The sequence below is a fragment of the Pseudomonas sp. SJZ074 genome (genome assembly GCF_007828215.1).
GTDB lineage: Bacteria > Pseudomonadota > Gammaproteobacteria > Pseudomonadales > Pseudomonadaceae > Aquipseudomonas.
Genome location: NZ_VIUE01000008.1, coordinates 19,853 through 32,221 on the forward strand (window position 1 = coordinate 19,853; position 12,369 = coordinate 32,221).

Annotated in this window: 11 protein-coding genes; 8 read left to right on the forward strand and 3 right to left on the reverse strand. The window is 60.5% G+C overall.

Going from position 1 to position 12,369, the window contains the following annotated elements; all coding sequences use genetic code 11:
- Positions 1 to 40 precede the first annotated feature (40 nt).
- A complete protein-coding gene (locus FBX99_RS11500; protein ID WP_145131631.1) occupies positions 41 to 1,117 on the forward strand; it encodes an aminopeptidase in 1,077 nt (358 codons plus the stop codon).
- A 110-nt stretch (positions 1,118 to 1,227) separates the two neighbouring features.
- On the opposite strand, the gene FBX99_RS11505 is transcribed toward FBX99_RS11500, so the two are convergent.
- Together FBX99_RS11505 and FBX99_RS11510 are read right to left on the reverse strand one after the other, a co-directional pair.
- Positions 1,228 to 1,878 carry an HAD family hydrolase gene (locus FBX99_RS11505; RefSeq protein WP_144930859.1) on the reverse strand — a complete coding sequence of 217 codons (651 nt, stop codon included), beginning with the start codon at positions 1,876 to 1,878 and terminating at the stop codon, positions 1,228 to 1,230.
- 89 nt (positions 1,879 to 1,967) lie between these two features.
- Entirely contained in the window at positions 1,968 to 2,513 is a 546-nt protein-coding gene (locus FBX99_RS11510) for a gamma carbonic anhydrase family protein (RefSeq protein WP_144930860.1), read from the reverse strand.
- A 72-nt stretch (positions 2,514 to 2,585) separates the two neighbouring features.
- On the opposite strand from FBX99_RS11510, the gene prlC reads away from it, so the two are divergent.
- From prlC to FBX99_RS11525, 3 genes are all read left to right on the forward strand, one after another.
- A complete protein-coding gene (gene prlC, locus FBX99_RS11515; protein ID WP_178111920.1) occupies positions 2,586 to 4,664 on the forward strand; it encodes an oligopeptidase A in 2,079 nt (692 codons plus the stop codon).
- Entirely contained in the window at positions 4,661 to 4,939 is a 279-nt protein-coding gene (locus tag FBX99_RS11520; RefSeq protein ID WP_144930863.1) for a YheV family putative zinc ribbon protein, read from the forward strand. Before prlC ends, FBX99_RS11520 begins: the two co-directional genes overlap by 4 nt.
- 113 nt (positions 4,940 to 5,052) lie before the next feature.
- Complete coding sequence (locus tag FBX99_RS11525; RefSeq protein WP_145131633.1) at positions 5,053 to 7,050, forward strand: M3 family metallopeptidase; 1,998 nt, start codon at positions 5,053 to 5,055, stop codon at positions 7,048 to 7,050.
- On the opposite strand, the gene FBX99_RS11530 is transcribed toward FBX99_RS11525, so the two are convergent.
- Positions 7,031 to 7,711 carry a tyrosine-protein phosphatase gene (locus FBX99_RS11530; RefSeq protein ID WP_144930867.1) on the reverse strand — a complete coding sequence of 227 codons (681 nt, stop codon included), beginning with the start codon at positions 7,709 to 7,711 and terminating at the stop codon, positions 7,031 to 7,033. The two genes, FBX99_RS11525 and FBX99_RS11530, sit on opposite strands and share 20 nt — an antisense overlap.
- 197 nt (positions 7,712 to 7,908) lie before the next feature.
- Here FBX99_RS11530 and FBX99_RS11535 point away from each other — a divergent pair, with 197 nt between their 5' ends.
- The 4 genes from FBX99_RS11535 (at position 7,909) to FBX99_RS11555 (ending at position 12,280) form a co-directional block, all read left to right on the forward strand.
- Complete coding sequence (locus FBX99_RS11535) at positions 7,909 to 8,967, forward strand: PA0069 family radical SAM protein (protein ID WP_145131635.1); 1,059 nt, start codon at positions 7,909 to 7,911, stop codon at positions 8,965 to 8,967.
- Positions 8,968 to 9,161: 194 nt separating this feature from the next.
- Positions 9,162 to 9,893 carry a carbonic anhydrase gene (locus tag FBX99_RS11540; protein ID WP_144930871.1) on the forward strand — a complete coding sequence of 244 codons (732 nt, stop codon included), beginning with the start codon at positions 9,162 to 9,164 and terminating at the stop codon, positions 9,891 to 9,893.
- A gap of 92 nt (positions 9,894 to 9,985) precedes the next feature.
- Positions 9,986 to 11,515, forward strand: a complete 1,530-nt coding sequence (locus tag FBX99_RS11545) for a SulP family inorganic anion transporter (protein ID WP_145131637.1) — start codon at positions 9,986 to 9,988, stop codon at positions 11,513 to 11,515.
- Positions 11,516 to 11,740: 225 nt separating this feature from the next.
- On the forward strand, positions 11,741 to 12,280 hold the full coding sequence (locus FBX99_RS11555) for a hypothetical protein (protein WP_145131639.1): 540 nt from the start codon (positions 11,741 to 11,743) through the stop codon (positions 12,278 to 12,280).
- The last annotated feature ends 89 nt before the right edge of the window (positions 12,281 to 12,369 follow it).

Below are 12,369 nucleotides of genomic sequence, written 5' to 3' on the forward strand. Positions count from 1 at the left end.
GGATAGTCTTGTGGGCAGACTTTTCCCAGGGTGACTCCAATTGATCAGGCCGCGTTCCAGCCATCGGTTACTCGACCGTGTTTTCAGGATTTTGTTTCCGGGCCTCCTGCTTTTGTTACTCAACGGTTGTTCCAATGTCGGTTACTACAGCCAGCTCATCGGCGGACAGTTGCGGCTGTTGCAGGCCAGGGAGCCTGTCGACCAAGTGATTGCCGACCCCACCCGCGACGCCCGCTTGCGGCAGCACTTGGCCCAGGCCCGTGAAGCACGAACCTTCGCCAGCTCACATCTGCATCTGCCGGACAACAAAAGTTACCGCCTCTATGCGGACATTGGTCGGCCTTATGTAGTCTGGAATGTCTTTGCCACGCAGGAGTTTTCCCTGGCCCCACAAAACCACTGCTTCCCCATCGCCGGTTGCGTGGCGTATCGCGGTTTCTACAGCCAGAGTGCCGCCCGTGGCGAAGCGGCCTTGCAACGTTTGCGTGGCATGGACGTATCGATTGGCGGAGTAGAGGCTTATTCAACCCTGGGCTGGTTCAACGATCCGATCCTGAGCTCGATGACGCACTGGGGCGACGAACGCCTGGCCACGCTGATTTTTCATGAACTGGCACACCAGCGCTTCTACGTACAGGACGACACCGAGTTCAACGAGTCCTTCGCCACCTTTGTCGAACAGGAAGGCACCCGGCAATGGCGTGCCAGCCGCGGGCTGGCACCGGATGATGGCAAGCAGATACTTCAGCGCGACCAGTTCATTCAGTTGATCCTCGACACCCGTCAACGACTGGAAAAGCTTTACGCCCAGCCCCTGCCAGCCGAACAGATGCGCCAGAAAAAGGCCCAGGCGTTCGAACGGCTGCGCGCCGAGTATGCGCAGATGCGTGACAGCCAGTGGGCCGGCGACAAACGTTACGACGCCTGGGTCTATGCGCCGCTGAACAATGCACGGTTGCTGCCGTTCGGGCTCTACGACCAATGGGTGCCGGCGTTCGCGGCGTTGTTCCGGCAGACCTCGGGCGATTGGGTGGCGTTTTATGCCGCGGTGGAAAAGCTCGGCAGGCTGCCGGTGGATGAACGTAAGGCGGCGTTGAAGGCGTTGGCAGGGTCATAGCATCCATTGATTGAGCCGGCCTCATCGCGGGCAAGCCTTGCTCCCACAGGGGAGTCCTTCATGCCCGATGAGTTCTATGGGAGCAAGGCTTGCCCGTGACGGCTATCGAGCTACGCCCGCAAAAACGCCTGATGCAGCTCATCCACCGTCTGGAAGTGATACGCCGGACTCTCGGCCATGAGCTCCTCGCGACTGCCAAACCCATATCCCACCGCCGCCGCATCCAGACCATTGGTGCGGGCGCCGATCAGGTCATGTTTACGGTCACCGATCATCAGGGTGTTGGCTGGGTCGAGGCTTTCTTCGGCAAGCAAGTGAGCGATCAATTCGACTTTGTCGGTGCGCGTGCCATCCAGCTCGCTGCCATAGATCACCTTGAAGTGCCGCGCAAAATCAAAGTGACGAGCGATTTCCCGGGCGAAGACCCAGGGCTTGGAGGTGGCGATGTACAACTGCCGGCCCTGGCCGCCCAAGGTTTCCAACAGCGGCATCACCCCTTCGAAAACACGGTTCTCGTACAGGCCGGTGACCTTGAAGCGCTCGCGATAGAAATTCACCGCCTCCCAGGCCTTCGCTTCGTCGAAGCCATAGAACTGCATGAAGGCCTGTAGCAGCGGCGGGCCGATGAAATGTTCGAGACGGGTCACGTCGGGCTCGTCGATACCCAGTTTGCTTAAGGCGAACTGGATCGAGCGGGTGATGCCTTCACGTGGGTCGGTGAGGGTACCGTCGAGGTCGAACAGTACGGTCTGGTAGTGCATGCAAGCTCCTGGGTGAATGAATCAGTAGCAAGAAGGTTCATCTGTGGTGAGGGGATAAATCCCCTCGCCACAGTGATTCAACAGATGTTTCAGGGCTGGTCATAACCTTCAGCCAGGTGCAAATCCTTGAGCTTCACGTAGTTCGCCGCGCTGTAGGTGAAGAAGGCGTGCTCCTTGTCGGTCAGCGGCCGGGCTTGCTTCACCGGGCTGCCCACATACAGGAAGCCACTCTCGAGGCGTTTGCCCGGCGGCACGAGGCTGCCGGCGCCAATGATCACATCATCTTCGACCACCGCGCCGTCCATGACGATGCTGCCCATGCCGATCAGCACCCGGCTGCCTACAGTGCAGCCATGAAGCATGACCTTGTGGGCAATGGTCACGTCGTCGCCGATCAGCAAGGGGAAGCCATCGGGATTGAAAGGACCGGCGTGGGTGATGTGCAGCACGCAGCCATCCTGGACGCTGGTACGGGCACCGACGCGGATGCGGTGCATGTCGCCGCGAATGACCGTCAGTGGCCAGACGGAGCTGTCTTCGCCGATTTCAACGTCACCGATCACCACCGCAGTGCTGTCGACGAAAGCGCCCCGGGCAAGCCGTGGGGTGTGATTCTGGTACGTGCGAAGGGTCACGATAGGCTCTCTCTTTTCTACTGATAGTCGCTGCTAGCTGCGGTGAAGGTCGATTGTAATTAAGATGGGCCGATGTTTCTTCCAGCCAAGGTGCCAACCGTGAGCGTGAACAACCCTCTTTTACAGCCCTATGACCTGCCGCCATTCTCGGCGATCCGTGCCGAGCACGTGCAACCGGCCATCGAGCAGATCCTGGCTGACAACCGTGCCGCCATCGCGCAGATCCTCAAGACCCAAGGCCAACAGCCTACCTGGGCCGGCCTGGTGCTGGCGATGGACGAGCTCAACGATCGCCTGGGTGCCGCCTGGAGCCCGGTCAGCCACCTGAATGCCGTGCGCAACAGCCCGGAACTGCGCGAGGCCTACGAGGCCTGCCTGCCAGCGTTAAGCGCCTACTCCACCGAGCTGGGCCAGAACCGCGAGCTGTTCCAGGCCTTTGAAGCCCTGGCGAACAGCCCTGAGGCCGCCGGTTTCGACGTGGCGCAAAAAACCATCCTCGAACATTCCCTGCGGGATTTCCGTCTGTCGGGTATCGACCTGCCGCCGGAGCAGCAGAAACGCTACGCCGAGGTGCAAAGTAAGTTGTCCGAGCTGGGCAGCCGGTTCTCCAACCAACTGCTGGACGCCACCCAGGCCTGGACCAAGCACGTCACCGTTGATGCCGCCCTCGCCGGCCTGACCGAGTCGGCCAAAGCACAAATGGCTGCGGCCGCCCAGGCCAAGGGACTGGATGGCTGGCTGATCAACCTGGAATTCCCCAGCTACTACGCGGTGATGACCTACGCCGAAGACCGTGCCCTGCGTGAAGAAGTCTACGCGGCCTACTGCACCCGCGCCTCGGACCAAGGCCCGAATGCCGGTCAGAACGACAACGGCCCGGTGATGGAGCAGATCCTCGACCTGCGCCAGGAACTGGCCCAATTGCTGGGCTTCGCCAACTTCGCAGAACTGAGCCTGGCGACCAAGATGGCTGAGTCCAGCGATCAGGTCCTCAGCTTCCTCCGTGACCTGGCCAAGCGCAGCAAGCCGTTCGCCGCCCAGGACCTGGAACAACTGAAAGCCTTCGCCGCCGAGCAAGGCTGCCCCGACCTGCAAAGCTGGGACAGCGGTTTCTACGGTGAAAAACTGCGCCAGCAGCGTTACAGCGTGGCCCAGGAAGCCCTGCGCGCCTACTTCCCGATCGACAAGGTCCTGAGCGGCCTGTTCGCCATCGTCCAGCGTCTGTACGGCATCGAGATCGCCGAACTGAAAGGCTTCGATAGCTGGCACCCGGACGTGCGCCTGTTCGAAATCAAGGAGAACGGCCAGCACGTCGGCCGCTTCTTCTTCGATCTCTATGCCCGCGCCAACAAGCGTGGTGGCGCCTGGATGGACGGCGCCCGAGACCGTCGTCGCACCATTGATGGCGTGCTGCAAAGCCCGGTCGCCAACCTGGTGTGCAACTTCACCCCCGCCGACAGTGGCAAACCGGCACTGCTGACCCACGACGAAGTCACCACGCTGTTCCACGAATTCGGCCATGGCCTGCACCACTTGCTGACCCGCGTCGAGCACGCCGGCGTATCCGGCATCAATGGCGTGGCCTGGGATGCCGTGGAACTGCCGAGCCAGTTCATGGAGAACTGGTGCTGGGAGCCTGAAGGCCTGGCGCTGATTTCCGGCCACTACGAAACCGGAGAACCGCTGCCCCAGGACCTGCTGGAAAAGATGCTCGCGGCGAAAAACTTCCAGTCCGGCCTGATGATGGTCCGCCAGCTGGAATTCTCGCTGTTCGACTTCGAGCTGCACGCCACCCATGGCGACGGTCGCAACGTCCTGCAAGTGCTCGAGGGCGTGCGCGACGAGGTGTCGGTCATGCGTCCACCGGCCTACAACCGTTTCCCCAACAGCTTTGCCCACATCTTCGCCGGCGGCTACGCGGCGGGCTACTACAGCTATAAGTGGGCGGAAGTGCTGTCGGCCGATGCGTTCTCGAAGTTCGAGGAAGACGGCGTGCTCAACGCCGACACCGGTCGCGCTTTCCGCGAGGCGATCCTGGCCCGTGGGGGTTCCCAGGAGCCGATGGTGCTGTTCGTCGACTTCCGTGGCCGTGAGCCGTCGATTGACGCACTCTTGCGCCATAGCGGCCTGAGCGAGGACGCGGCAGCATGAGCGAGGGGCCTGTGATCACGAAAAAACGCTTTATCGCCGGGGCAGTCTGCCCGGCGTGCAGCGAGCCGGACAAGTTGATGATGTGGAACGAAGACGGCGTGCCTCATCGCGAGTGCGTCGCCTGCGGTTACTCCGACACGCTCAATGAACAAGGTCTGTCGGTGCCCAAGGAACTCGGCACCCGGGTCAACACGTCGGCGCTTAAAGTGTCGGACGCCAAGGTCCAGGCAGTGCAGTTCTTTCCCAACCCCAAGCTGAAGAAAAAAACCGACTGACATCTCCGGCATCACCTTCCGGGCCGCCCGGCCCGGGAGCGATACATATATACCGCCAGGCCTCACGCCTTCCTGCCCAGACTGGCCAGCCCAGACAGACAGGAAGGCTCTCCATGCCCCACGATGATAATCCCCTGCTGCAGGCGTATGACCTGCCGCCATTTTCGCAGATTCAAGCCGAACACTTCTTACCCGCTCTCGACCGGCTGCTTGCCGAAAGCCGCGATCAGGTGGCCCACATCATCAAGACCCAGACGCCCTTTCCCACCTGGGACGACCTCGTGTTGGCCATGGATGAAATCCACACACGATTGGAAGGCTTCGGTTACCTGCTGCACATTTTGACTACGACCCGGACAGGGGACGCCTGGGCCCGGGCTTCCCTGGATTGCAGTGAACGGTTACATGATTTCGTGGCTGCGCTGAAACAACACCCCACCCTGTTCGAGCTCTATCGGCGCTTGGCGGACAGTCAGATCGCCAGGCATTTCGCACCGACTCGCACGCGGGTCCTGAAGAAAATCCTGCGCCAATTTCAGCAGGACATGCCGGCAGGCCAGAGCCTGCTGAAGCTGCGCATTAAAGAGGTCCAGGGGTTATTCCTGGAAAACCTGCAAATGGCCAACCGGGCCTGGCGCAAAACCTTTGACGATGAAGCCCAGCTAAGCGGCCTGCCTTCGCGGTTCAAGCAACAGATGGCCCGTCAGGCGCGCGAAGCCGGCCAAACGGGATGGCTACTGACGCTTAATGATGAATCGTTCGGCATCGTCACTCACTACGCCGACAACCGCTTCCTACGTCAACAGATGTACGAGGCCTACAGCACCCGCGCATCGGATCAAGGCCCACACGCGGGCCAGTTCGACAACACCGACGTACTCAGGCAATTGCTCGATGACCGTCATCAGTACGCCACCTCCCTGGGCTATTCGGACTTTGCCCAGCTGGCGATCGAGCCAGAGCAAGCCGCCTCCACCGAAGAAGTCATGACGTTCCTACGGGCACAGCTCGAACGACAGCAGCGCCACTTCAAACAGGACGCCGAACAGCTCAAGGCTTTTGCCGCGCAGCAAGGTCTCAGCGACCTCCAGCCCTGGGACTACGCCTACCTGGCGAATCGACTTCGCCAGCAAGCAGCAGGCGCGTCCAAGGAAACACTGAGTGTCTGGTTTGCATTGGAGCCCACGTTTGCCCAGCTGTTGCGGATGGCGACGGAGTTGTTCGGCGTCGACTTCGTCGAGCGACAGGATGTGACGACCTGGCACCCGGACGTGCGTCTGTTCGAAGTCAGCGAGTGGGGCACGGTCATTGGCTACATCTATCTCGATCCATTTTCGGACACCAACCGAGACGGCTTTCCCAATACCACCACCCTGCGAAACCGCCATATCACCGCCGAGGGGCGTCCTAGGCATCCCATCGCCACGCTGCATGCCTGGCTGCCGCGCAGCGAAGGACCAGACCCAGTCCTGCTCCATCATCTGCAACTGCGAATCCTTTTCCATGAATTCGGCCATTGCCTGCAGCATGTCCTGACCCGCGCCGACTATCGCGATCTATCAGGCATCAACAGTCTGTCTCGCGATACCGCCGAATTTGCCGGGATCCTGTTCGAGCAATGGTGCTTCTCCAGGCAATGTCTAGTGCGGATCTCGAAGCACTACCAAACCGGAGAAAGGATGCCTGACGAGGTCGCCACTCAACTGCTGACCTTCGCCCGTACCCAGACCAGTTGGGAAACCGCGGTGCTGTTGCGCAGCGCATTATTCGACATCGAACTGCACCGCACCCACGGCGACGGACGGACCGTCCAGCAAGTATTTGACCAAGCCAACGCGCAGGTAGGGCATCTGCCGGTGTCCCCGAACGAGCGCTGGCCCAATGGCCTGGACTACTTGGTGACCGGCTACGGGGCGACGATCTACGCCTATGTCTGGGCGAAGGAACTGGCCATGAACGTGTTCCAGCGGTTCAAGCACGACGGCATATTCAACCCCACAACCGGCCGCGCGTTACGCGAAACCATTTTTGCGCCAGGTGACTCACGACCGTTATCCGTCTCCATCGCCGCCTTCTCAGGCACATCACCGATCAGCGCTCGGGAAGGATGATTTGCGGCTCAAGGTGATGGGCTGTGGTGGTCGAATTGACCCAGCTCTTCAAGGAACAAAGGGCGAACACGCTGGTGCTGCATTCACCGTTCGCCAAAGCAAGACGGAGTTTGTCCACATCGGCCTGCATCATGTAACGAACCCCATCCTTGAAGTGATGGCTGTCACCGAAACCACCTTCGGTCATTTCGTTCAGCGCGTCCTCTTTGCTCCAGCCCTGCACCACCACCCTGTACATCGCCGCCACCAGCCCGGTGCGATCAGAACCGTGCTTGCAGTGCATCAGCACGGGCCCCTTGGCTTCGGCGGCCTGGACGGCACGCAAGGCCCGGAGGATGTCGCTGTCGTCGACATGATTGGTGCGATAAGGCAACCGTACCTGCTCGATGCCGGGGGTGGAGAGCCAGCGCGCATCGGATTCCGGCAGGAACGTAATGACCGTACCGATCCTAAGCTTCGTCAGCAGGGGCAGGGCTCCGCCATCCGGCAGGGAGCTGCGGTAAAGAGTGGGTGACATCTGGTAGAGGTTGTAATCCTTTTCCACCGGCTGCGCCCACTCGGCGGGCCTCGTTTGTACGACATCAGCGGCTTGGGCGTAAGGCCCGGCCAGCCCCATCAGCAAAGCCAGGCAACACAGAGAACGGGAGCGGAGCTTGAACATGCAGAGAAGGCCGCAAACAAAGGAATTCGAGGTGGAGCAGTTTCGACCCGTCCCGGTAAAAAACCTGTAACAAGGACGTCAAAGTGTTGTGAATTGCGGTCCGCAAATGGGCCAACATTCGCTCAGGCGCTGAATGGCACTGGTCCAATCCGAAGGCAGGCGATACTGTATGCACATACAGCATTGGAGTATTCCCCATGTCAGTTCCCCTTCCGCCTCGCGGCCGTGGCACCGCCGCCAATCCGCACAACCGCTTCGCCCCAAGTCGTTCGGTGGTCGAGGATGATGGCTGGTATCAGGAAGTACCGCTGACCCAAGGCACCGAAGTGAGTTTCGAAACGGCGAAGACCATCATCACCCGCAACACTTCGCCGGATATCCCTTTCGATCGTTCGATCAACCCGTATCGGGGCTGTGAACACGGCTGTATCTACTGCTATGCAAGGCCCAGCCATGCGTATTGGGACATGTCGCCGGGGCTGGATTTCGAAACCAGGCTGATTGCCAAGAGCAACGCCGCCGACGTGCTTGAGGAGCAGCTCTCCAAGCGCGGCTATCAATGCGCGCCGATCAACCTGGGCTCCAATACCGATCCTTACCAACCCATCGAACGCGAACAGCGCATCACCCGTCGGATCCTGGAGGTGCTGCTGCGCTATCGTCATCCGGTGACCATCGTGACCAAGGGCTCGCTGATTCTGCGGGACCTGGACCTGCTCACCGAGCTGGCCCGGCAGAGACTGGTGGCAGTGATGATCAGCCTCACTACCCTGGACGATGAGCTCAAGCGTATTCTCGAACCCCGCGCTGCGGCGCCCAAGGCGCGGCTGCGAGCGATCAGGGTGATGCGGGAGGCAGGCATTCCCGTGGGGGTGTTGTGCGCGCCCATGATTCCGATGATCAACGACTGCGAAATCGAAAGCCTGCTGAACGAAGCCCATGCCGCCGGTGCCCAAAGTGCCTCTTACATCATGCTGCGCCTGCCGCTGGAAGTCGCGCCGCTGTTCGAGGAGTGGTTGCAGGCCCACTACCCGCAGCGCGCCGCCCATGTGTTGAGCCTGGTCCGCCAGAGCCGTGGCGGCGAGCTGTACGACAGCCAGTTCGGCAAACGCATGCGCGGCGAAGGTCCCTTTGCCGACCTGCTGGCCCAGCGCTTCGCCAAGGCGATCAAGCGCTTGGGCCTCGACCGGCGCGAAGGTTACAATCTCGACTGCGAGGCGTTTTGTCCGCCGGGTCGGCAGATGTCGCTGATTTGACTGAAGTTGCCCAGCAGCACAGGTCGGACAGGAAGGCACCTGCACTTTAGGTCATGCCCGAAATCATTGTCCTAGAGCCTCCGATTCAGTTTGAGTTAAGTTTCAACCGCTACCTTATTCATCGAGTGACTGACGGGTCGAACCCTTCGACCTGGATGTTTTTTAACCAGCCACTGGCGTTATGAGGATGAATCATGAGTGACAAGGATAAACAGCCGTTGGCTGCGTCGGCTTCAGCCCAACCCGAGGCGGAAACCGCCGATGCAGCGCTGCAGCATATTGTTGACGGCTTTTTGCATTTCCATCACGAAGTCTTCCCGCAGCAGGAAGAACTCTTCAAGAAACTCGCCACCGCCCAATCGCCCCGAGCGATGTTCATCACCTGCGCCGATTCGCGCATCGTGCCCGAGCTGATCACCCACAGCTCCCCAGGCGACTTGTTCGTGACCCGCAACGTCGGCAACGTCGTTCCGCCTTATGGACAAATGAACGGCGGCGTCTCCACCGCCATCGAATATGCCGTGCTGGCCCTTGGGGTACAGCACATCATTGTGTGCGGCCATTCCGATTGCGGCGCCATGCGTGCGGTGCTCAACCCTGAAACCCTGGAAAGAATGCCCACGGTCAAAGCCTGGCTGCGCCACGCCGAAGTGGCCAAGACCATGGTCCACGACAACTGCCCATGCGGCGACGAAAAACAGACCATGCCCGTCCTCACCGAAGAAAACGTGATCGCACAGTTGCAGCATCTGCGAACGCACCCTTCGGTGGCCTCGCGCATGGCCAGCGGCCAGTTGTTCATCCATGGCTGGGTGTACAACATCGAGACCAGCGAGATCAAAGCCTTCGATGCGGACCAGGGTCGTTTCCTGCCGCTCGATGGCAGCCATCCGATCCCGGTCGCGACGCCCAAAGCGCGCTTCTAATCGCTCCTAAATAAATCCTTGCGTGGTCAAGCCTTCCTGCTCTTCGAGCGGGCGGGCCTTGCCATGCCTGAAGAATCTTCGGGAGAGTCACCATGCGTGCTGCTCAATTGAAAGCTGTTCTGCCACGGGAGCTGCTGGCTTCGGTGGTTGTGTTTCTGGTGGCGCTGCCCTTGTGCATGGGCATTGCCATTGCCTCCGGCCTGCCGCCCGCCAAGGGTCTGATCACCGGCATCGTCGGCGGTCTGATCGTGGGCTTTCTCGCCGGTTCGAAGTTGCAAGTCAGCGGGCCGGCCGCCGGGTTGGCAGTGCTGGTTTTCGAACTGGTGCGCCAACATGGCGTAGGCATGCTCGGGCCGATCCTGTTGCTGGCCGGGTTCCTGCAATTGCTGGCCGGGCGTTTTCGCCTGGGCTGCTGGTTCCGGGTCACCGCACCTGCTGTGGTCTATGGGATGCTGGCGGGTATCGGCGTACTGATCGTGCTGTCCCAGGTTCATGTGATGCTCGATGCGGCGCCCAAGCCGTCAGGGCTGGATAACCTGACGGCGTTCCCCGGCGCAGTCGCCCAGGCGTTGCCGTCGTTCGGCTGGCAGGCCGGCCTGCTGGGTCTGTCGACGATTGCAGTGATGTGGCTGTGGGAAAAGTTTCGCCCTCATAGCCTGCGCTTCATACCCGGCGCCTTGCTCGGCGTAAGCTTGGCCACCGTTGCCAGCCTCGTGCTGGCCCTGCAGGTCAAGCGGGTCGAAGTGCCGGACAACCTCGCTGAAGCCATCGATTGGCTGCGCCCCGCAGACCTGATGAACCTGGCTGATCCAATGTTGCTGGTCGCTGCCCTGACGGTCGCGTTCATCGCCAGCGCCGAAACCCTGCTGTCGGCGGCCGCCGTGGACCGCATGCACAGCGGCGAGCGGGCAGACTTCGACCGCGAACTGTCCGCCCAAGGCATCGGCAACATGCTCTGCGGCCTGCTTGGTGCCTTGCCGATGACCGGGGTGATCGTACGCAGTTCGGCCAACGTCCAGGCCGGGGCCACTACGCGGATGTCGACGATTTTCCATGGCCTGTGGTTGCTGCTTTTTGTCCTGTTGCTGTCCAGTGTGCTGCAAAGCATTCCGGTGGCGAGCCTGGCGGGCGTGCTGGTCTACACCGGCTTCAAATTGGTGGACCTCAAGGCGTTTCGCGGCCTGGGCCGTTATGGCCGGATGCCGATGTTCACCTATGCCGCGACGGCGTTGGCGATCATCTTCACCGACCTGCTGACCGGCGTGCTGATCGGCTTCGGCCTGACCCTGGCGAAACTGGCCTGGAAAGCTTCGCGACTGAAAATCAGCCTGGTCGATCTTCCTCGGGAAGGTGAGATGGAACTGCGCCTGGTCGGTGCGGCGACCTTTCTCAAGGTGCCGGCGCTGACCCAGGTGCTGGGCACCATCCCCCAAGGCGTGACGGTGCACGTGCCGCTCAACAACCTGAGCTACATCGACCACTCCTGCCTGGAGCTGTTGGAAGAATGGGGCCGGGCGAACGCCAGCAAAGGATCGAAGCTGCTGATCGAATCCCGCGGGCTCAAGCGCCGGTTGGAGGGACGCTTGCGGACAACGGCCGGGGTTGGTGCAGCCTCTGCCTGACACCGTGATGTGCGAATGTGGGAGCGGGCTTGCTCGCGAAGGCGGTGTAACAGCTAACCAAGAGGCTGTCTGACACTCCGCTTTCGCGAGCAAGCCCGCTCCCACAGATTGGCACTTGGAACGGGTATACCCACGTACACCTGTCAGCTATGACAGTAGACGCATCCGTTGAGCCAGATTTAGTTTGTAGAGGAGGTATCTTCCCTATCTCCCATGGAGCATTCCATGAACTACACACTGGTATACAAGTTCAACGACTCTAATGAAGATGGCGTGTCCGAAGCCATAATCTCTCGCTATAACAATGGCTACAGGCCTGGGCTCAAGCCCGATGTCGTCGTCACGGCCTATGCCGATGCCAATGGCAGATATGAAACCGCTGAAGGTGTGGATGATGTCGAAGGCGACGACGACATCGACGCAGATGACGCGTCCTACTACACCCTTGCCGCCGACCTGGCCAGCGCCATGGTCACGTTGAGTAGCGTGGATGAGAAGCGGCTGTACAAATGCATCATGGTTTCGTTTGGCAGCAATAGCCAGAACGCTGCACTACCCAACGTCAATATCGGCCTCTACAAGAAAGATTCCGACATGACCGCCCCCGACTCAGTCGTGACGGTCAGCGGCTACAACAAAGGACTCTATCGAGAAGTCGTCAACGCCAACGACGCCGACAGCGATGGCGACACTGACCTGGACGATCACTTGATCTATCGGAAGATCGCGAATTCCTTTGCCTCGATGAGAGATTTCAAGGCTTGAAAGCGGAGCGCATCCTGATGAACAAATGTGGGAGCGGGCTTGCTCGCGAAAGCGGTGTATCAGCTAACGAAGTGGTTGTCTGACACTCC

Coding starts and splice junctions, on each gene's coding strand:
- FBX99_RS11535 (WP_145131635.1), top strand. CDS start 7,909: ATGTCAGTTCCCCTTCCGCCTCGCGGCCGTGGCACCGCCGCCAATCCG.
- FBX99_RS11545 (WP_145131637.1), top strand. CDS start 9,986: ATGCGTGCTGCTCAATTGAAAGCTGTTCTGCCACGGGAGCTGCTGGCT.
- FBX99_RS11540 (WP_144930871.1), top strand. CDS start 9,162: ATGAGTGACAAGGATAAACAGCCGTTGGCTGCGTCGGCTTCAGCCCAA.
- FBX99_RS11525 (WP_145131633.1), top strand. CDS start 5,053: ATGCCCCACGATGATAATCCCCTGCTGCAGGCGTATGACCTGCCGCCA.
- FBX99_RS11520 (WP_144930863.1), top strand. CDS start 4,661: ATGAGCGAGGGGCCTGTGATCACGAAAAAACGCTTTATCGCCGGGGCA.
- FBX99_RS11505 (WP_144930859.1), bottom strand. CDS start 1,878: ATGCACTACCAGACCGTACTGTTCGACCTCGACGGTACCCTCACCGAC.
- prlC (WP_178111920.1), top strand. CDS start 2,586: ATGTTTCTTCCAGCCAAGGTGCCAACCGTGAGCGTGAACAACCCTCTT.
- FBX99_RS11555 (WP_145131639.1), top strand. CDS start 11,741: ATGAACTACACACTGGTATACAAGTTCAACGACTCTAATGAAGATGGC.
- FBX99_RS11530 (WP_144930867.1), bottom strand. CDS start 7,711: ATGTTCAAGCTCCGCTCCCGTTCTCTGTGTTGCCTGGCTTTGCTGATG.